Origin of the sequence: Aeromicrobium sp. CFBP 8757 (assembly GCF_014841755.1) — a bacterium.
GTDB lineage: Bacteria > Actinomycetota > Actinomycetes > Propionibacteriales > Nocardioidaceae > Aeromicrobium.
Genome location: NZ_JACYUM010000004.1, coordinates 235,197 through 251,872, shown reverse-complemented (window position 1 = coordinate 251,872; position 16,676 = coordinate 235,197). Strand labels below are relative to the sequence as shown.

The following is a 16,676-nucleotide window of genomic DNA, read 5'->3' as shown; positions in this document are numbered from 1 at the left end:
CTCTGATCGCAGGCATTCCTGCGGGGAAGGGGTGATCGCGATGCAGTCGTCGACGTCGGCGCTGACCGAGCGCGTGCGCGACCTGGTGCGCCAGCGACGCGTCGACCCGCGCAATGACGCCGCCTCGGTGCGGTTGGCGGCGCGCGACGCGATCGCCGAGCACGAGGCCCGCAGCCTGACCGGTGCGGTCGCGACGCTCGACGACCCCGAGGTCGTGATCGGCCAGATCGTCGCCGACGTGTCGGGCTTCGGGCCGCTGCAGTCACTGCTGGACGACGAGACGGTCGAGGAGATCTGGATCAACGAGCCGTCGCGGGTCTTCGTCGCCCGGCACGGACGCCACGAGCTGACGTCGCTGATGCTGACGCCCGAGCAGGTGCGCGAGCTCGTCGAGCGCATGCTGTCGTCGTCGGGGCGGCGGCTCGACGTCAGCCAGCCGTTCGTCGACGCGATGCTTCCGGGCGGGCACCGGCTGCACGTCGTCCTCGACGGCATCGCCCGCGGGTTCGCGGCCGTCAACGTCCGCAAGTTCGTGGCCCGGGCCCACTCGCTGACCGACCTCGTGGGCCTCGGCACCCTCGACACCCCCACCGCGGCGTTCCTCGACGCGAGCGTCAGGGCGGGGCTGAACGTCGTCGTCTCCGGAGGCACGCAGGCCGGCAAGACGACGCTGCTCAACTGCCTCGCCGCCTCGATCCCCGGCTCGCAGCGACTGATCTCGGCCGAGGAGGTCTTCGAGCTGCAGACAGGACACCCCGACTGGGTCGCGATGCAGACGCGCCAGGCCGGGCTGGAGGGCACGGGCGAGATCGACCTGCGGGCGCTCGTCAAGGAGGCGCTGCGCATGCGTCCGTCGCGCATCATCATCGGTGAGGTGCGGGCGGCCGAGTGCCTCGACCTGCTGCTCGCCCTCAACGCGGGCCTGCCGGGCATGGCGAGCATCCACGCCAACTCGGCCCGTCAGGCGCTGGTCAAGCTGTGCACGCTGCCGCTGCTGGCCGGCGACAACATCGGCTCGCGCTTCGTCGTGCCGACGGTGGCGGCGTCCGTCGACCTCGTCGTCCACACGGGCCTCGACGCCGACGGCAGCCGCGCGGTCCGCGAAGTCGTCGCCGTCACCGGCCGGGTCGAGAACGGGCTGATCGAGGCCGACCCGGTGTTCGTCCGTCGGTCCGGCCGTCTCGAGCGCGGGCACGGCATGCCGCTGCGCCGCGAGGCGTTCGAGCAGGCCGGCATCGATCTCGACGAGGTCATGGGGGTCGGCCGATGGGCGCCCTGACCGGTTTCATGGCGGGCCTGGGGCTGCTCCTGGTCGCCTGGACGATCACCGATCCGCACTGGCGACCGACGCGCCGGAAGCGCCGAGGGCCGGGACGCCTCGCCGACCTGTTGGCGCGGGCCGGGGTGCAGGGCATCGCGCCGGCCCAGGTCGTCGGCCTGTGCGCGGTCGCCTTCGTGATCACGGCGGTCGTGATGACCGGGGTGTCCGGCGTGGCGGCGATCGGTCTGGTGTTCGGCCTGATGGCGGCGGGGTCGCCGGTCGCGATCCTGCGCGGCCGGGCGCAGCGGCGGTTGCGCGAGCACGCCGCGGTGTGGCCGGACGCCGTCGACAACCTGACCTCGGCGGTGCGGGCCGGGTTGTCGCTGCCCGAGGCGCTGATCCAGCTGGGCGAGCGCGGGCCGGAGGGGCTGCGTGACGCGTTCGTCCAGTTCGGCCGCGACTACCAGGCGACGGGGCGCTTCCACGAGTCGCTCGACCTGCTGAAGGACCGCCTGGCCGACCCCGTGGGTGACCGCGTCGTCGAGGCGCTGCGCATCGCCCGCGAGGTCGGCGGCGGCGACCTCGGACGCATGCTGAGATCGCTCTCGGGATTCCTGCGCGACGACCTCCGGACGCGCGGGGAGCTGGAGTCGCGGCAGTCGTGGACCGTGAACGGCGCCCGGCTGGCCGTGGCGGCACCGTGGCTCGTCCTGCTGCTGATGTGCCTGCAGGGCGAGGTGGTCCAGCGCTTCGCGACCGGGGTGGGGCTCGTGGTCCTGGTGACGGGCGCCGGCCTGTGCGTGACCGCGTACCGGCTGATGATGTGGATCGGACGGCTTCCGACCGAGCGGCGGATCCTCGCGTGACGGGCGCGGTGATCGGCTTCTGCCTCTCCAGCGGGATGCTGCTGGTGGTGTCCGGCTGGGTGCGCACGCGTCGGCCGTCGATCGAGCAGAGGGTGCTGCCCTACGTCCGCGACGTCCTGCCGCAGCTGCCCGCTCCCGCGCGGGCCTCGTCGACGGTGGAGGCGGTGCTCGGCCCCGCCGTGCGGCGCGTCGGGACCGTCGTGGGCGAGGTGCTCGGCGGCAGCGCCAGCGTCTCGCGCCGGCTGACCCGGATGGGGTCGACGACGACGGTCGACGAGTTCAGGGTCAGGCAGGTCGGGTGGGGCGCCGCGGGTCTGGGCGCCGCGGTGGCGCTCTCGAGCGTGCTGTGGACGACGGGACGAGCCGGCGGGCCGGTGCTGCTGGTCGTCTGCGCGCTCGGGTTCGTGGCCGGGGTGCTGTGGTGCGACCAGCACCTGTCGAACCGTGTCGCCGCACGGGAGCAGGCGATGCAGGAGGAGTTCCCGGTCGTCGCCGACCTGCTGGCCCTGGCGGTCGCGGCCGGCGAGAGCCCCGTGGCGGGCCTCGACCGCGTCATGCGGGTGTGCCGGGGCGCGCTGGCCGACGAGCTCGGCGGGGTCGTCGCCGACATCCGCACCGGCACACCCATCGCCGACGCCTTCGACGCCTTGGCGTCGCGGACGGGGGTGGGCAGCATCGCGCGCTTCGCGGAGGGCCTCGCGATCGCGGTCGAGCGGGGCACGCCGCTGGTCGACGTGCTGCACGCCCAGGCCGCAGACGTCCGGGAGTCGGCCCGCCGCGAGCTCATCGAGGCGGGCGGACGCAAGGAGGTCACGATGATGATCCCCGTTGTGTTCCTCATCCTGCCGGTCACCGTCGTCTTCGCGTTCTTCCCCGGATTCGTCGGCCTGCACCTCACCTCAGGCACCTAGGAAAGGAACTGTCATGTCGATCCTCGAGTCACACCGCCACGACGAGCGGGGCGACGTCCCGGGCTGGGTCATGATCACGGTCATGTCGGCCGGGCTCGTCGCGCTCATCACGGCCGTCGCCGGGCCGCGGCTGCAGACGATGCTGACGCAGGCGTTGTCGGCGGTCGGCGGCTGAGACGTGGCCGGTCGCGAGCGCGGTGCGGCCGTGGTCGAGTTCGTGCTGGTGATGGTGCTGCTCGTCCCGCTGGTGCTGGGCATCGCCCAGGTCGCGCTCGTCCTGCACGTCCGCAACACGCTGGCTGCTGCGGCCTCCGAGGGGGCACGGGCGTCCTCGCCCTTGGGTGCCACGCCGGCGGACGGGGCGGCGCGCACCCGGTCGATGATCCGCGCGGCGCTCGACGACCGCTATGCCCAGCAGGTGACGTCGTCGTGGACGTCCGTCGACGGGCTGCCCGGTGCCGTGGTCGAGGTGCGCGCCCGGGTGCCCGCCCTGGGCATGTTCGGGCCGTCGGTGCCGCTGACGGTGACGGGTCACGCGGTGCGCGAGGTCGAGCCGTGAGGCGCGACGACGGCACCGCGACGGTCGAGTTCGTCTGGCTGTCGTTGCTGCTGCTGGTGCCGCTGGTCTACGTCGTGGTGGCGGTGTTCGACGCGCAACGGGCCGCGTACGGGGTCTCGGCCGCGAGCCGCGCGGCGGCGGTGGCGTTCCTGCAGTCGACCGACCCCGCGTCGGGTGAGCAGCGGGCGCGGGTCGCGGCCGATGCGGCGCTGGCCGACCAAGGCATCGACGGTGCCAGCGTCCGGGTGACGTGCCTGCCCGCCCCGACGGAGTGCTTCGAGCCCGGCTCGTCGGTGCGGGTCGTCGTGCGGGCGACGCAGCGGCTGCCGTTGACACCACGGGCGCTGGGGTCGCAGCTCGGGGGCGTCACGGTCGACAGCACCCACACCGAGCCCTACGGCAGCTACCGGGCGCGGCGATGACCCCGCGGTCGGCAGAGCGTGAGGCGGGGACGATCACGGTCATGACGATCGGGTTCCTGCTGTTCCTGGCGCTGCTGACGGTCGTGGTCGTGAACTCGTCCGCCGCGTTCCTGCAACGTCAGCAGCTCGACAACCTGGCCGACGGGGCGGCGCGATCGGCGGCCGACGGGTTGAGCCGCGAGGTGTTCTACCGCGAGGGGACGATCGAGCTCGACGGCTCGCAGGCCCGCGAGCTCGTCGCGGCGTACGTCGGCTCCCCGGACGTCCGCATCGCCTGGGTGCGCACCGACGGCGACCAGGTGCGAGTGCGGCTCGAGCGGTCGGTCGACCTGGCCCTCGCCCCGCCGGGCTGGCGGTCGCGCACCACGATCGTGTCCGAGGCCACCGCCCAGCTCAGGACGGGGCAGTGATGGCGTCAGTCCGCCCGCTGCACCACGACGCCGCCGAAGCGGGCCTCGGTGATGGTGCACGCGATGCCGTCGATCCAGCAGCGTCCGGTCTCGAGCACGTCGCCGGCGATCTCGGTCTGCGGGCCGCTCGGCGACTCGGCGTAGAAGACGATCAGCCCGCCGCCGAAGCCCTCGTTGTAGCCGACGATGCGCCGTCCGTCGAGGTCGGCGGCACGGCGCTGGCAGTCGGCGCACACCGCGGCGGGGTAGCGGTCCTCGTGCGCGGTGGGGGTGCCGCAGATCGGGCACGGGTGGGTCGCCCCGACGGGTGCCGCGATGCCGTACTCGTGCCGCTGCTCGACCAGCCAGCCGAGGATCAGCGTCTCGATCGTCTCGCCCGACTCCTCGAGCAGGCTGGTCTGGTAGCCGCCGCGGTGGCCGATGATCGCCGCCACGTCGCCTGCCAAGAAGGCGAAGCCGCCGCACACCGCGTCGTCCTCGAGCTCGCTGTCGGGGTACGGCTCGACGGCGTCGACGCCCAGCACCTGCCGGGCCTTCGCCGCCGCCTCGTCGCGGGTCGTCGTCATGCCAGGGCCTCCTCGATCGTGGCGGCGTAGGTCGCGGCCTCGCCGTCGGCGTACTTCGTGCGCGGCCAGAAGAACCCCCGCAGCCCGTCGCCCTTCGTGCGCGGGACGACGTGCACGTGCAGGTGCGGCACGCTCTGCGACACGACGTTGTTCATCGCGACGAACGTGCCCTGCGCGCCCAGCCCGGACGTCAGCGCGTCGGCGACCCGTTGCGCGGTCGAGAACAGCGGGACGATCAGGGGCTCGGGCAGATCGGGCAGCGTCGCGACGTGCTCGCGTGGCACCAGCAGCACGTGCCCCTTGAACACGGGCCGGACGTCGAGGAATCCCACGACGTCGTCGGTCTCGAGCACCCGGTGCGCCTCGGCCTCGCCGGAGACGATGCGGCAGAACAGGCAGCCGTCGTCGGCAGGGCGGGTGGCGCTCATGGGTCGAGTCCATCACATCCGGGGTTAGGGTGAGACATGGCTGACAACGAAGGCAACGACGCGAAGACCGACATGAAGGCCAAGTTCCGCGAGGCGCTCGACAAGAAGAAGAACCAGCACCACGCGACCGCAGAGGGTGCCGAGCACGACGGCAGCGAGAAGTCGCACGGCGCCACGGGGCCCACGACGGCACCGGAGTTCCGCCGCAAGAGCGTCTGACGGTCGCGGCCCCGGCCGCGCACCTCAGTCGTCGAGCTGCTGGTCGATCCACGACCGGCGGGCGCCGATCCACGTCGCGAGCAGGTCGACCTCGCCGTCCCACGAGCCCGCGAACACGTGGTCGGGCTCGGGGTCGAGGAACGTCGGCCCGATCGGCAGACCCGTGCCGTTCGACCCCTCGGCGAAGTTGCGGGCCGCGGCCGGAGCGACCAGCTCGGCCTGCGACCGCACGTACGCCGGCAGGGTCGCCAGGTCGTCCGACAGCTCGTTCCAGCGCTCGCGCACCCGCTGCTCGAACGCGGGGTCGTCGAACAGCCGGACGAACCAGTGCCCGTCCGGCCCCGCCTCGGCGCTGTTGACCTGCGTGGGCGCGGTCTGCGGCCACGTGGGGTCGAACCAGTTGGTGCGCAGGAACCACCCGCTCGGCTGGTCGGTGGACCAGTTGCTGCGGTTGCCCGCGCTGAAGTCGAAGTCCCACACGGGCCCCATCGACAGCCGCCCCTGCGCGTCGATCGTCATCCACACGCTGTTGCGCAGCGACGCGTCGATGTTCTTGGTCAGCTCGTTGACGATGTACCAGTCCACGAACGAGTCGACGTCGGCGTGCGACGCCCACCCGTCGGGCCCGGTGAATCCGTCGCCGTAGAGGGCGTCCTCGAAGGCGCCGACCTGCCCGGCGACGACGTCGCGCTCGGCCGCGGTCTCGTCGCCCTTGAGGAAGATCTGGATGCCGCGCGGCGTGCGGAAGGACGGTGTGGAGTCGTCGGGGTACGAGTCGGCCTCGAGCAGGTGGCCTCCCTCGGGCACGACGACGCGGTCCGGCTCGGCCTCGACGTTCTCGGCGAGCTGGTAGAGCCCGCGGTAGCCGCCGTCGACCCACAGCTCGACGTGCTGCGTGCGGGGCGTCCACGGCAGGCCGGCGCGCCGACTGGTCTCGAAGGCGAGCTGGTTGCGCAGCATCGACCGGTCGTAGAAGTTCGCCAGCAGCGCCCAGTTCTTGCTCGCGGGCATGCCGAGCAGCGACGCCTTCTTGTCGGTCTTGATCTTGTAGGGCAGCTTGATCGAGACCCACGACGTGACGTTGCCGCGCACCCGGATGCGCAGCGGCGTGGTGCTCGCGGCCAGCGTCGATCCGCGGGGGTCGATCGTCATCGTGGCGGTCTGGTAGAGCTCGAGGCTCGCGATCGGCTCGCCCGTCGTCGTCGTGACGTCGACCCGCGGCAGCACCTCGACCGGCTCGGGATCGGTGGTCGGCCCGGGGTCCGGGGTCGGGGTCGGCGTGGGGCTGGGCGCCGGCGTCGGGGCGGGAGTGACGGCGGGGGAGGGCGCGGGTGCGGGAGTCGCGGAGAGCGCGGGCGCGACGGGGCGCAGGCGCAGCGTCGACGACGTGCGGGTCGGCAGGCGCTTGCCTGAGCGCTTGACGGCGGGAGCCGTCGCCCGCAGCGACACTGGCGCGCCGGCCACGTGGCGGAACGAGAAGGCTCCGCGGCGCGACGTCGTGGTGGTGCGCAGCGTGCTCCACGAGCGTCCGGTCCAGCGCTGCAGCCGCACCTGCCGGGGGCGGGTCGTGCTGCGGACGCTGCCGGTCAACGTCACGGTCTGACCGACGGCCGGCGCGCGCGAAGACGGCGCGATCGTCACGCCGCCCGCTGCCGCGGTGGCGGTGGCGGGCGCGACGAGGGCGGTCGCCATGACGACGACCACGACCAGCACTCTGACGACACCCACGACTCACGCTCCCGACGCACCAGTTTACGGCGACAGCCTGTCGTGCGGGGCGGAATGCCCGCATCGGTCGGCGCGACGCCGCGGCGCGACCCCCACGGGCCGAGCCTGTAACCTCGGGACGTGGCAGCACCAGACTTCGCAGAGCAGACCAAGGCCCTCGACGCGACCCTGACGTCGATCGAGAAGGTGCTCGACCTCGACGCCGTCCGCAAGGAGATCGACGACCTGCAGGTCGAGGTCGGCGACCCCCAGCTGTGGGACGACCAGGCCAACGCCCAGCGGGTGACCAGCCGGTTGTCGACGCTGCAGGCGCAGGTCGAGCGTGTGACGGGCCTGCGCACGCGCCTCGACGACGTCGGCCTGATGCACGAGATGGCGGTCGAGGAGGGCGACGACGAGACGGCGGCCGAGGTCGACCGCGAGCTCGTCCGCATCAAGAAGACGATCGACTCGCTCGAGGTGCGCACGCTGCTGTCGGGCGAGTACGACGAGCGCGACGCCCTCGTGTCGATCCGCTCGGGCGCCGGTGGCGTCGACGCCGCCGACTTCGCGCTGATGCTGCAGCGCATGTACATCCGCTGGGCCGAGCGCCACGGCTACACCGTCGAGGTCTACGACACGTCGTACGCCGAGGAGGCGGGCCTCAAGTCGACGACGTTCGCCGTCAAGGCCCCCTACGCCTACGGCACGCTGTCGGTCGAGGCCGGCACCCACCGCCTCGTGCGCATCTCGCCGTTCGACAACCAGGGTCGTCGCCAGACGTCGTTCGCGGCGATCGAGGTCGTCCCGGTGCTGGAGCAGACCGACGAGATCGACGTGCCCGACGAGGAGATCCGCGTCGACGTCTACCGCTCGTCGGGCCCCGGCGGCCAGAGCGTCAACACGACCGACTCGGCGGTGCGCCTGACGCACATCCCGACCGGCACGGTCGTGAGCTGCCAGAACGAGAAGAGCCAGCTGCAGAACAAGGCCAGCGCGATGGTGATCCTCAAGGCCAAGCTGCTGGCACTCAAGAAGGCCGAGGAGCGCGCGCACCTCGACGAGCTGCGCGGCGACGTGCAGGCGTCGTGGGGCGACCAGATGCGCAACTACGTCCTCAACCCGTACCAGATGGTCAAGGACCTGCGCACCGAGTACGAGAGCGGCAACACGCAGGGCGTCCTCGACGGCGAGATCGACGACTTCATCGAGGCCGGCATCCGCTGGCGCCGCAACCAGGTCGACGCCTAGGTCGCAGGAGGAGCCGGGGCCCCGGCTCAGTGCCGGCGCGAGCGGTGCAGCAGGAACAGGAAGTACGGCGTGCCGATCGCCGCGGTGAGCAGGCTCGCCGACAGCTGGGTCGGCGCGACGACGGTGCGGCCGAGCAGGTCCGACAGGCTCAGCACGACCGCGCCGAGCAGCGCGGCGACGGGCAGCACCAGGCGGTGACGGCGTCCGACCAGCGACCGCGCGGCGTGGGGCGCGACGAGCCCCACGAAGCCGACGACGCCGATGACCGCCACGGCGGCCGCTGCCATCAGGGTGCCGCTGCCGAGCAGCAGCAGGCGGGCGCGGGCTGGGTTCACGCCGAGCACGCGGGGCGTGTCCTCGTCGACCGACAGCAGGTCGAGCTGGCGCGCCGCCGTCCACGACAGCGGCAGCAGGACGGCACACGCCACGACGAGCGGCCAGAGGTGCTCGTACGCCCGCCCGTACGTCGAGCCCGACAGCCAGGTGAGTGCCTTCGCGGCGTTGAACGGGTCGGTCGCGACGATCAGCACCGTGACCGTCGCGGTGGCGGCGTAGGCGACGCCGACGCCCAGCAGCACGAGGCGGTCGGTCGCGAAGCCGCTGCGGGCCGCGAGCCCGAACACGATGACCGACGCGACGACCGCCCCCGCCGCGCTGGCGCCCGAGATGGCCCAGAAGCTCGCGGTCGGCACCGCCGTCACGACGATCACGGCGCCGACCGACCCGCCGCCCGAGACGCCGAGCAGCGTCGGATCGGCCAGCGGGTTGCGGGTGACGGCCTGGATCAGCACGCCCGACACCGCCAGCGCGACGCCGGCCAGCACGGCCGCCAGCACGCGGGGCGCGCGGGCGTCCATGACGTTGGTCGTGATGGGCCCGGCACGTCCGGTGACCCAGTTGACGAGGTCGCCGAGCAGGAACATGCGGTCGCCGACCAGCATCGACGCCCCCGCCACCGCGACCAGCAGCGCGACGAGCGCAGCGATCAGGACGACCGGGTGCCTGAGCCCCAGCCCGCGGACGTCGAGCGCGTTGCCGCCCTCGTCGAGGCGTGACGCGCGCAGGCGCAGTGCGAACGCGACCAGCACGACGGCGCCGAGCAGCGTCGTGGCGACCCCCGTCGGCACCTGCACGGCCCGCTGCGAGCCCATCACGGCCCGCACGACGACGTCCGCGAGCAGGACGATCGCGACGCCCGCCAGGCCCGACAGCGGCACGAGGGCCCGGTGGCGGTGCAGCCCCCTCACGCGTGACGTGCCGAGGCGGACGAGCGCCGGTGCGACGAGCCCGATGAAGCCGATCGGCCCGGCGACCGTGACCGACACCGCCGACAGCAGCACCGCCAGGACGATGACGGTCAGCTGCGTCCGGCGCACCGGCACGCCCAGCGACCGGGCCTCGTCGTCGCCCAGCGTCAGCAGGTCGAGCCGGCGGCAGAAGACCATGACCGCCGCCACGACGACGACCATCAGCGGCGCCATCAGGCGCAGCGTGCCGAAGCCGTTCTGGCTCAGGGTGCCGGCCTCCCAGGCCTGCAGGCCGATCGCCTCGAGCGGGTTGAGGATGATGAGCATCGTCGAGATCGCCGTGAACCCCAGCGAGATGACGGTGCCGGCCAGCACCAGCCGCACCGTGCCGTACTCGGTGCCGGCCAGGACGAACACGACCAGCGCCGCGACGAGACCGCCGCCGAAGGCCAGGACGAGGTCGCCCGCGATCGCCGACGGCACGCCGACGGTCGCGCCGACCGTGACGGCGAGGTAGGCGCCGGAGTTGACCGCCAGGGTGTCGGGCGACGCCAGCATGTTGCGCGCCACCGACTGCATCGCGGCACCCGCGACGCCGAGGCAGACGCCCACGACGAGCCCGGCCGCGAGCCGCGGCAGCCGCGACTCGACGACGACGGCGGCGGACTGGTCGGACCCCGTGCCGGTCAGCCATCCCCACAGCTCGGGGACGCCGACCGCCGCGGTGCCCTGGACGACGTGGATCGCCGAGACCACCGCGACCACCACGACCAGCCCCGCGGCGACCGCCGCGACCCGCCACGGTGAGGTCGGCTCGTCGACCGGCGCCGACGAGACGAGCTCGTCGGCGCCGGGGCGGTCGTCCGTCAGGGTCATGGCGAGGAGGGAGTCGTCAGGGATGCGTCGGTCAGCTGACCGTCGCGCTGACGGCGTCGAGGAACTGCTCCATCGACTTCGGCCCGCCGAACATCCAGATGCTGTCGGGGAAGCGCACGACGCCGTCGTCCGCGACGAACGGCAGCGACGTCCACACCGCGTTGTCCTTCAGGGTGTCGACGTACGGGTCGGTCTCCGACTCGTTGGCGATGTACCAGTACTTCGTGTCGGCCGGCAGCTTCGTGAGCCCCTCGACGTCGGTCTGCGCCAGGCCGTACGCCTTGTCGGGCTCGAGCCCGTCGATCGAGTCCCACGCGTTGGTGAAGCCCAGCTCGCCGAGCAGGGTGCCGAGCTGCGACGTCGCGGTGTACGGACGCACCGAGACGGCGTCGCCGGTGTCGTAGGCGTCGCTGAAGGCGACCGTCGCCCCCGCGAAGTCGGAGTCGGCGACGGTCTTCTTCGTCTCGTCGAGCGCGGCGTCGAACTCGGTGCGCAGCGTCGCGGCCTCGTCCTCGGTGCCCGTGACCTTCGCGACGGTGTCGATGTTGTCGAACATCTGCGTGATCTGCTCCCCGGCCTTGCCGCCCGGCAGCACGACGACCGGGATCGTCTTCTCGATCTGCTCGACGGCGTCGCCGGTGAGACTGTCGGTCACGAAGAGGACGTCGAGGTCGAGCGAGGCGAGCTGGTCGATGCTGGGCTCGCCGCGGGTGCCGAGGTCGGTCACGTCGGCGTCGAGGGTGACGGCGCTGTCCCACGTCGTGAAGCCCTTGACGTCCGAGACGCCGACGGGCTGCACGCCGAGCGAGACCAGGTACTCCGCGGCGTTCCACTCCGTGGCGCCGACCCGCTCGGCCGGCCCGTCGAGCGTGACCTTCTTGCCGCGGGCGTCGGTGACGGTGATCTTCTCCCCGCCGTCGGCGCCGGCGCCGGACGTCGACGAGCCGTCGTCGGACGACTCGGTGGTGCCGCAGGCGGCGAGCGTGGTCGCGAGCAGCGCGGTGGCGGTCAGGATCGAGAGACGGGTGGACTTCACGGGTTCTCCTTCGAGGTGGTGGCACGGGTGTGGTGCCGGGCCACGGCGCGGGTGCGCACGTGACCGGTCGCGGGGTCGACGGCGACGTCGACCCGGATGCCGTAGGCGGCGCTGAGGCGCTCGGACGTCAGGACCTCGGCGGGCGTCCCGGCGGCGTCGACGCGTCCGTCGACGAGCAGGACGATCTCGTCGGCGATCGCCGCCGCCTGGTCGAGGTCGTGCAGGACGACGCCGACCGCGATGCCGTGGTGGTCGGCGAGGTCACGGACGGTGTCGAGCAGCTCGACCTGGTAGCGCAGGTCGAGGAACGTCGTGGGCTCGTCGAGCAGCAGTACCGCGGTGTCCTGGGCCAGGCAGCTGGCCAGCCAGACGCGCTGCAGCTGACCGCCCGACAGCGCGTCGACGGGGCGTCCGGCCAGCTCGTCGACACCGCACATCGCCATGACGCGCTCGACGACCGCGTGGCCGTCGGGGTCGGAGCCGCTCCAGCGGGCGCGGTGCGGGTGCCGTCCGTACTCGACGACCTCGCGCACCGAGACGCCACCGGGGACGCTGCGCGACTGCGACAGCAGCGTCAGGCGCGTGGCCAGGTCGCGTCCCGACAGCTCGGACACGGGGGTGCCGTCACCCAGCTCGACCCGGCCGTCGCTGGGGGAGTGCAGGTCGGCCATCGACCGCAGCAGCGTCGACTTGCCCGATCCGTTGGGGCCGATCAGGGCCGTGACGCACCCGGCGCGCAACGCGACGTCGACCCCGTGCACGACGGTCGCGCGGCGGTATCCGGCCACCAGGCCGGTCGCGCGCAGCTGGATCGCCGAGGGGGAGGTCACCCGACCAAGGTAAGGCAAGCCTCATCTTGATCGGGTCGCGGGTCAGCCCTCGGACGCCTGCTTGTCCTCGACCCGCTGGCGGATGCGGCCCATGCCGGGGATCTTGGCGATCATCTCGTTGAGCTCGTGCATCGTGTCGAGCATGTCGTGGATGTCGGGTGCCACGGACTGCATGTTCTCGACGATCGGCAGGATGTCGGCGACCAGGCGGTCGACCAGCTCGGGCGTGTGGTCGATGAGCCGCACGAGCGCCTCGACCTCGTCGGGGCTGGTGCTCTTGGCCAGGCGGTCGAGGGTCGGCTGCAGCATCTCGAGCGACGGGGCGAACGAGTCGAGCAGGTGCTGGGCGCGGTTGACGGTGGGCTCGATGCTGCCGACCAGGCCCGCGGCGCGCAGCACGAGCTTGTCGGCGCTCGTGATCGTCCGGTCGATGCGCTCGACCGACTCGTCGGCCCGGTCGATCGTCTCGCCGACGCGCACCACGACGTCGTCGGCCGAGCGGCGGGTCTGCTCGATGCGGTCGATCAGGCCGTCGACGCGCGCGATGAGCGCCTCGGCCTGACCCAGCAGCGTCAGGGCGCGGGGGAGGGCGCCCGCGACGTCCTCGACCAGCTGGCGGGCCTGACCCATGAGCGTCACGGCGTCGCGGGGATCAGGAAGAGGCAGTCGCATCCGCCCACGTTATCGGGGTCGTCCCCACCCCGCTCATGTCCGTCAGGGCAACTCCGGTTTACCGCGAAGGGGTCAGGACTGGGTGCTGAAGGCGGCGTCGAAGGCGGCCGTCGGGGCGTCGAACAGGTTGGCCCTGACGTATGCCAGCGCCTCGGGCGCGCCGAGCAGACGGTCCATGCCGGCGTCCTCCCACTCGATCGAGACGGGGCCGTCGTAGCCGATCGTGTTGAGCATCCGGAAGCACGCCTCCCAGGGGACGTCGCCGCGCCCCGTCGACACGAAGTCCCACCCGCGCCGCGGATCGGCCCACGGCAGGTGCGAGCCGAGGATCCCGTTGCGCCCGTTGCCGACCTGCTTCTTCGCGTCCTTGCAGTCGACGTGGTAGATCCGGTCCTTGAAGTCCCACAGGAACCCCAGGGGGTCGAGGTCCTGCCACATGAAGTGGGACGGGTCCCAGTTGAGCCCGAACGCCTCGCGGTGACCGATCGCCTCGAGCGCGGCGTGGGTCGTCCAGTAGTCGTACGCGATCTCGCTGGGGTGCACCTCGTGGGCGAAGCGCACGCCCTCCTCGTCGAACACGTCGAGGATCGGGTTCCAGCGGTCGGCGAAGTCCTGGTAGCCCGCCGCGATCATCGCCTCGGACGCCGGCGGGAACATCGCGACGTACTTCCATATGGACGAGCCCGTGAACCCGACGACGGTGTCGACGCCGAGCATGCGGGCGGCCCGCGCGGTGTGCTTCATCTCCTCGGCGGCGCGCTGACGGACGCCCTCGGGGTCGCCGTCTCCCCACACCCGCGCCGAGAGGATGTCGTGGTGACGCTCGTCGATCGGGTCGTCGCAGACCGCCTGGCCCTTGAGGTGGTTCGAGATCGCGTGCACCTGCAGGCCGTGCTGGTCGAGGATGTCGAGGCGGGTCTGGATGTACGACGGGTCCTCGACCGCGGCCCACGGGTCGAGATGGTCGCCCCAGCACGCGATCTCGAGGCCGTCGTATCCCCATCCGGCCGCGAGTCGCGCGACCTCCTCGAACGGCAGGTCGGCCCACTGGCCGGTGAACAGGGTGATCGGACGCGTCATGCGGAGCTCCTGGGTCGGGTGGTCAGAGGGTCTGGGTGGTGCCGCTGGCGGCGGACGCCTCGACGGCGGCGAGGACGCGCTGCACCGCGAGCCCGTCGGCGAACGACGGTGCCGGGTTGGCGCCCTTGGCGATGTCGGTGACGAGGTCGACGACCTGGTGCGTGAAGCCGTGCTCGTAGCCGAGCCCGTGGCCGGGCGGCCACCACGCGGCGACGTACGGGTGACTCGCCTCGGTGACGATGATGCGGCGGAAGCCCGCGACGGACGGGTCCTCGGTGGCGTCGAAGAACTCGAGGACGTTCATGTCCTCGAAGTCGAACGCGAGCGAACCGAGCGTCCCGTTGATCTCGAGGCGCAACGCGTTCTTGCGGCCCGTGGCGAAGCGCGTGGCCTCGAAGACGCCGATGGCGCCGCCGACGAAGCGGGCGGTGAAGGCGGCCGCATCGTCGACGGTCACCGGACCACGCTCGGCGTCCACGGAGGAGGAGCCGCCGAGCGTGGCGTGGTCGCCCCCGAGGGGGCGGGTCTGGACGAACGTCTCCATGAGACCGCTGACCGACGCGATCGACGTGCCGGTCACGAACTGCGCCATGTCGATGATGTGGGCGCCGATGTCGCCGAGCGCGCCGGAGCCCGCGAGCGACTTGTCGAGGCGCCAGCTGAGCGGCGCGTTCTCGTCGGCGAGCCAGTCCTGCAGGTACTGCCCGCGGACGTGGCGGATCGTGCCGAGCCGGCCCGATGCCACGAGCTGGCGGGCCAGGGCCACGGCGGGGGTGCGGCGGTACGTGAAGCCGACCATCGCGCGGACCCCGCGCTCGGCGGCGGCTGTGGCGGCCTCGGTCATCGCCTCGGCCTCCTCGACGGTGTTGGCCAGCGGCTTCTCGCACAGGACGTGCTTGCCGGCCTCGAGGGCCGCGATCGCGATCTCGGCGTGGGTGTTGCCGGGGGTGCAGACGTCGATGACGTCGACGTCGTCGCGGGTCAGCAGGGCGCGCCAGTCGGTCTCGACCGACTCCCAGCCGAAGCGGCGGGCGACCTCGCCGGCGGCGTCCTCGTTGCGTCCGCAGACGGCGCGGAGGCGGGGACGCAGGGGCAGGTCGAAGAACGCGGGGGCCGTGCGCCAGGCCTGCGAGTGGGCGGCGCCCATGAAGGCGTAGCCGACCATCGCGATGCCCAGGTCGGGCCGTGTGTCGGTCATGAGGATTCCTTGGGGCGGCGGTGGTGGACGGAGAGGGGCCGGGGCCCGCGGCGGTGGCCGCGGACCCCAGCCGATCAGATCAGGACCGGAAGGCCGACGGCAGGTACGTGTCGACGTTGTCGGCCGTCACGACGGGCGCGGCGAGCTTGAGCTGGCGCGGCACCTCGATCTCGGCGAGGTCCGACAGCGACTTGTCCTGCACCAGCAGACGGGCCAGCTTGACGCCGTCGGCGGCCTGCGTCGACGGGTAGACGACGGTGGCCTTGAGCACCGAGTCGCCGGCCTTGATCGCCTCCATGACGTCGGCCGAGCCGGCGCCGCCGATCATCGTGAACTCGTCGCGGTTGGCGTTGTTGATCGCCGCGAGGACGCCGACGCCCTGGTCGTCGTCGTGGTTCCACAGGTAGTCGATCTTCGGCGCGGCCTGCAGCAGGTTGGAGGCGACCTTCTCGCCCGACTCGACCGTGAACTCGGCGGCGACACGGTTGTCGACGTCGAGACCGCAGGCCTTGAGCGCGTCCTCGAAGCCCTGCGAGCGCTCCTGGGTCAGCGGCAGCGAGTCGATGCCGGCGATCTCGGCGACGACCTTGTCCTTCGCGCCCTTGGCGTCCTCGCAGACGAAGGTGCCGGCCGAGACGCCCATGCCGTAGTTGTCGCCCAGCACCGTCGTGCGGGCGGCGAACGGGGAGTCGAACTCGCGGTCGACGTTGACGACCGTGATGCCGGCGTCCATGGCCTTGCGGGCGACCTGCGTCATGGCGGCGCCGTCGAACGGCAGCAGCACGATCGCGTCGACCTTGTCGTTGATGAAGGTCTCGACCTGCGAGATCTGCAGGTTGACGTCGTTGGTGCCCTCGGCGACCTTGAGCTCGACGTCGTCGTACTGCTCGGCCTGTGCGACGGCGGCCTTCGTGATGGCACCCATCCACCCGTGGTCGGCGGCCGGGGCCGAGAAGCCGATGACGACCTTGTCACCGCTCTTGTCGTTGTCGGTGCCGCTCTTGGTGACGGCGGCGCTGGTGTCGTCACCGTCGCTCGAGCTGTTGGTGCAGGCGCCGAGGACGAGCGTGGCGGCGGCGAAGGCGCCGAAGACGGCGAGTCCGCGGCGGCGGGACGGGATGGTGGACATGTGTACTC

19 protein-coding genes are annotated in these 16,676 nt (G+C 72.2%); 9 read left to right on the top strand and 10 right to left on the bottom strand.

Features of this window, described 5'->3' with window-relative positions; genetic code table 11:
* Positions 1–40: 40 nt before the first annotated feature.
* Genes IFT73_RS13150 through IFT73_RS13120 form a run of 7 tightly spaced genes read left to right on the top strand, consistent with a single transcriptional unit; the run spans position 41 to position 4,429 of the window.
* A complete protein-coding gene (locus IFT73_RS13150) occupies positions 41–1,279 on the top strand; it encodes a CpaF family protein (RefSeq protein ID WP_192168013.1) in 1,239 nt (412 codons plus the stop codon).
* Positions 1,267–2,127 (top strand): type II secretion system F family protein, encoded by an 861-nt coding sequence (locus IFT73_RS13145; RefSeq protein ID WP_192168012.1) that lies wholly within the window; start codon positions 1,267–1,269, stop codon positions 2,125–2,127. Before IFT73_RS13150 ends, IFT73_RS13145 begins: the two co-directional genes overlap by 13 nt.
* Positions 2,124–3,038, top strand: a complete 915-nt coding sequence (locus IFT73_RS13140; protein ID WP_371811268.1) for a type II secretion system F family protein — start codon at positions 2,124–2,126, stop codon at positions 3,036–3,038. The genes IFT73_RS13145 and IFT73_RS13140 overlap by 4 nt, the downstream gene beginning before the upstream one ends.
* A gap of 13 nt (positions 3,039–3,051) precedes the next feature.
* The gene (locus IFT73_RS13135) at positions 3,052–3,213 is read left to right on the top strand and encodes a hypothetical protein (protein ID WP_192168011.1); all 162 of its coding nucleotides are present in this window, start codon (positions 3,052–3,054) and stop codon (positions 3,211–3,213) included.
* 3 nt (positions 3,214–3,216) lie between these two features.
* The gene (locus IFT73_RS13130) at positions 3,217–3,597 is read left to right on the top strand and encodes a TadE/TadG family type IV pilus assembly protein (protein ID WP_192168010.1); all 381 of its coding nucleotides are present in this window, start codon (positions 3,217–3,219) and stop codon (positions 3,595–3,597) included.
* Entirely contained in the window at positions 3,594–4,019 is a 426-nt protein-coding gene (locus IFT73_RS13125) for a hypothetical protein (RefSeq protein ID WP_192168009.1), read from the top strand. Before IFT73_RS13130 ends, IFT73_RS13125 begins: the two co-directional genes overlap by 4 nt.
* On the top strand, positions 4,016–4,429 hold the full coding sequence (locus IFT73_RS13120; RefSeq protein WP_256435515.1) for a Tad domain-containing protein: 414 nt from the start codon (positions 4,016–4,018) through the stop codon (positions 4,427–4,429). The genes IFT73_RS13125 and IFT73_RS13120 overlap by 4 nt, the downstream gene beginning before the upstream one ends.
* 5 nt (positions 4,430–4,434) lie before the next feature.
* Here IFT73_RS13120 and IFT73_RS13115 read toward each other — a convergent pair whose 3' ends face one another.
* Both IFT73_RS13115 and IFT73_RS13110 read right to left on the bottom strand, forming a co-directional pair.
* Positions 4,435–4,995: a hypothetical protein gene (locus IFT73_RS13115; RefSeq protein WP_192168007.1), complete on the bottom strand. Its 561-nt coding sequence runs from the start codon at positions 4,993–4,995 to the stop codon at positions 4,435–4,437.
* A complete protein-coding gene (locus IFT73_RS13110; protein ID WP_192168006.1) occupies positions 4,992–5,423 on the bottom strand; it encodes an HIT family protein in 432 nt (143 codons plus the stop codon). The genes IFT73_RS13115 and IFT73_RS13110 overlap by 4 nt, the downstream gene beginning before the upstream one ends.
* A 36-nt stretch (positions 5,424–5,459) precedes the next feature.
* Between IFT73_RS13110 and IFT73_RS13105 the strand changes: the two genes are divergently transcribed.
* The gene (locus IFT73_RS13105) at positions 5,460–5,642 is read left to right on the top strand and encodes a DUF5302 domain-containing protein (RefSeq protein ID WP_192168005.1); all 183 of its coding nucleotides are present in this window, start codon (positions 5,460–5,462) and stop codon (positions 5,640–5,642) included.
* Positions 5,643–5,666: 24 nt separating this feature from the next.
* Here IFT73_RS13105 and IFT73_RS13100 read toward each other — a convergent pair whose 3' ends face one another.
* Positions 5,667–7,370 (bottom strand): CotH kinase family protein, encoded by a 1,704-nt coding sequence (locus IFT73_RS13100; RefSeq protein ID WP_192168004.1) that lies wholly within the window; start codon positions 7,368–7,370, stop codon positions 5,667–5,669.
* 120 nt (positions 7,371–7,490) lie between these two features.
* Between IFT73_RS13100 and prfB the strand changes: the two genes are divergently transcribed.
* Positions 7,491–8,600 (top strand): peptide chain release factor 2, encoded by a 1,110-nt coding sequence (prfB, locus tag IFT73_RS13095; protein WP_192168003.1) that lies wholly within the window; start codon positions 7,491–7,493, stop codon positions 8,598–8,600.
* Positions 8,601–8,626: 26 nt separating this feature from the next.
* On the opposite strand, the gene IFT73_RS13090 is transcribed toward prfB, so the two are convergent.
* From IFT73_RS13090 to IFT73_RS13060, 7 genes are all read right to left on the bottom strand, one after another.
* Positions 8,627–10,723, bottom strand: a complete 2,097-nt coding sequence (locus IFT73_RS13090; protein WP_192168002.1) for an iron ABC transporter permease — start codon at positions 10,721–10,723, stop codon at positions 8,627–8,629.
* A 31-nt stretch (positions 10,724–10,754) separates the two neighbouring features.
* Complete coding sequence (locus tag IFT73_RS13085) at positions 10,755–11,759, bottom strand: ABC transporter substrate-binding protein (RefSeq protein WP_192168001.1); 1,005 nt, start codon at positions 11,757–11,759, stop codon at positions 10,755–10,757.
* Positions 11,756–12,589 (bottom strand): ABC transporter ATP-binding protein, encoded by an 834-nt coding sequence (locus tag IFT73_RS13080; RefSeq protein WP_371811267.1) that lies wholly within the window; start codon positions 12,587–12,589, stop codon positions 11,756–11,758. The genes IFT73_RS13085 and IFT73_RS13080 overlap by 4 nt, the downstream gene beginning before the upstream one ends.
* 42 nt (positions 12,590–12,631) lie before the next feature.
* Positions 12,632–13,261 carry a hypothetical protein gene (locus IFT73_RS13075; RefSeq protein WP_192167999.1) on the bottom strand — a complete coding sequence of 210 codons (630 nt, stop codon included), beginning with the start codon at positions 13,259–13,261 and terminating at the stop codon, positions 12,632–12,634.
* Positions 13,262–13,333: 72 nt separating this feature from the next.
* Positions 13,334–14,341, bottom strand: a complete 1,008-nt coding sequence (locus IFT73_RS13070; protein ID WP_192167998.1) for a sugar phosphate isomerase/epimerase — start codon at positions 14,339–14,341, stop codon at positions 13,334–13,336.
* Positions 14,342–14,363: 22 nt separating this feature from the next.
* Positions 14,364–15,539 carry a Gfo/Idh/MocA family protein gene (locus IFT73_RS13065; protein WP_192167997.1) on the bottom strand — a complete coding sequence of 392 codons (1,176 nt, stop codon included), beginning with the start codon at positions 15,537–15,539 and terminating at the stop codon, positions 14,364–14,366.
* Positions 15,540–15,618: 79 nt separating this feature from the next.
* Positions 15,619–16,668 carry a substrate-binding domain-containing protein gene (locus tag IFT73_RS13060; protein WP_192167996.1) on the bottom strand — a complete coding sequence of 350 codons (1,050 nt, stop codon included), beginning with the start codon at positions 16,666–16,668 and terminating at the stop codon, positions 15,619–15,621.
* Positions 16,669–16,676 lie beyond the last annotated feature (8 nt).

What these genes read in the sequence shown, in the direction of transcription:
- IFT73_RS13110 (WP_192168006.1), bottom strand. Translation starts at nt 5,423, where the DNA reads ATGAGCGCCACCCGCCCTGCCGACGACGGCTGCCTGTTCTGCCGCATC.
- IFT73_RS13075 (WP_192167999.1), bottom strand. Translation starts at nt 13,261, where the DNA reads ATGCGACTGCCTCTTCCTGATCCCCGCGACGCCGTGACGCTCATGGGT.
- IFT73_RS13060 (WP_192167996.1), bottom strand. Translation starts at nt 16,668, where the DNA reads ATGTCCACCATCCCGTCCCGCCGCCGCGGACTCGCCGTCTTCGGCGCC.
- IFT73_RS13145 (WP_192168012.1), top strand. Translation starts at nt 1,267, where the DNA reads ATGGGCGCCCTGACCGGTTTCATGGCGGGCCTGGGGCTGCTCCTGGTC.
- IFT73_RS13115 (WP_192168007.1), bottom strand. Translation starts at nt 4,995, where the DNA reads ATGACGACGACCCGCGACGAGGCGGCGGCGAAGGCCCGGCAGGTGCTG.
- IFT73_RS13065 (WP_192167997.1), bottom strand. Translation starts at nt 15,539, where the DNA reads ATGACCGACACACGGCCCGACCTGGGCATCGCGATGGTCGGCTACGCC.
- IFT73_RS13070 (WP_192167998.1), bottom strand. Translation starts at nt 14,341, where the DNA reads ATGACGCGTCCGATCACCCTGTTCACCGGCCAGTGGGCCGACCTGCCG.
- IFT73_RS13090 (WP_192168002.1), bottom strand. Translation starts at nt 10,723, where the DNA reads ATGACCCTGACGGACGACCGCCCCGGCGCCGACGAGCTCGTCTCGTCG.
- IFT73_RS13105 (WP_192168005.1), top strand. Translation starts at nt 5,460, where the DNA reads ATGGCTGACAACGAAGGCAACGACGCGAAGACCGACATGAAGGCCAAG.
- IFT73_RS13150 (WP_192168013.1), top strand. Translation starts at nt 41, where the DNA reads ATGCAGTCGTCGACGTCGGCGCTGACCGAGCGCGTGCGCGACCTGGTG.
- IFT73_RS13135 (WP_192168011.1), top strand. Translation starts at nt 3,052, where the DNA reads ATGTCGATCCTCGAGTCACACCGCCACGACGAGCGGGGCGACGTCCCG.
- IFT73_RS13120 (WP_256435515.1), top strand. Translation starts at nt 4,016, where the DNA reads ATGACCCCGCGGTCGGCAGAGCGTGAGGCGGGGACGATCACGGTCATG.